Below are 409 nucleotides of genomic sequence, written 5' to 3'. Positions count from 1 at the left end.
ATACAGCGTGGTAGTGGACCAGGGCAACGCCCAGGCCTCGGCCAAAACCATGCACCTGCCGCCGGCCCGCAAAACGGCGCCCAGCCTCGCGCAGCCCCCCGAAGGCCGCCCGGGTCCCAACTACGGCACGGCGCCCGGCGGCATTCAGCCCAACCGGCCGGTGGCCCAGGCTCGCCATCTGGTGCCCGGCGGCAACACCGCCACCGCCGCCCAGGTGGCCGCCACCACGCTGCGCAACCCCTTCGAGGCCGTTAAAACGATGGACCGCAACATCGTGCCCTCGCAGCTCAACACCACCTACACGTTTGAAAACTACGTGGAGGGCGACTGCAACCGCCTGGCGCGCTCGGCCGGCCTTGCGGTGGCCAACAAGCCCGGCACCACCGCCTTCAACCCCCTGATGGTGTAC

General features: G+C 69.7%; 1 protein-coding gene. It reads left to right on the top strand.

Translation table 11 applies throughout. From position 1 onward, the window contains the following. The coding region (locus D7Y13_RS50220; protein ID WP_208734715.1) for a DnaA ATPase domain-containing protein at positions 1-409 on the top strand (409 nt) is incomplete at both ends.

Origin of the sequence: Corallococcus praedator (assembly GCF_003612125.1) — a bacterium.
GTDB classification, from domain to species: domain Bacteria; phylum Myxococcota; class Myxococcia; order Myxococcales; family Myxococcaceae; genus Corallococcus; species Corallococcus praedator.
The sequence above is the reverse complement of the archived record's forward strand: the minus strand, read 5'-3'. Positions and strand labels throughout refer to the sequence as shown.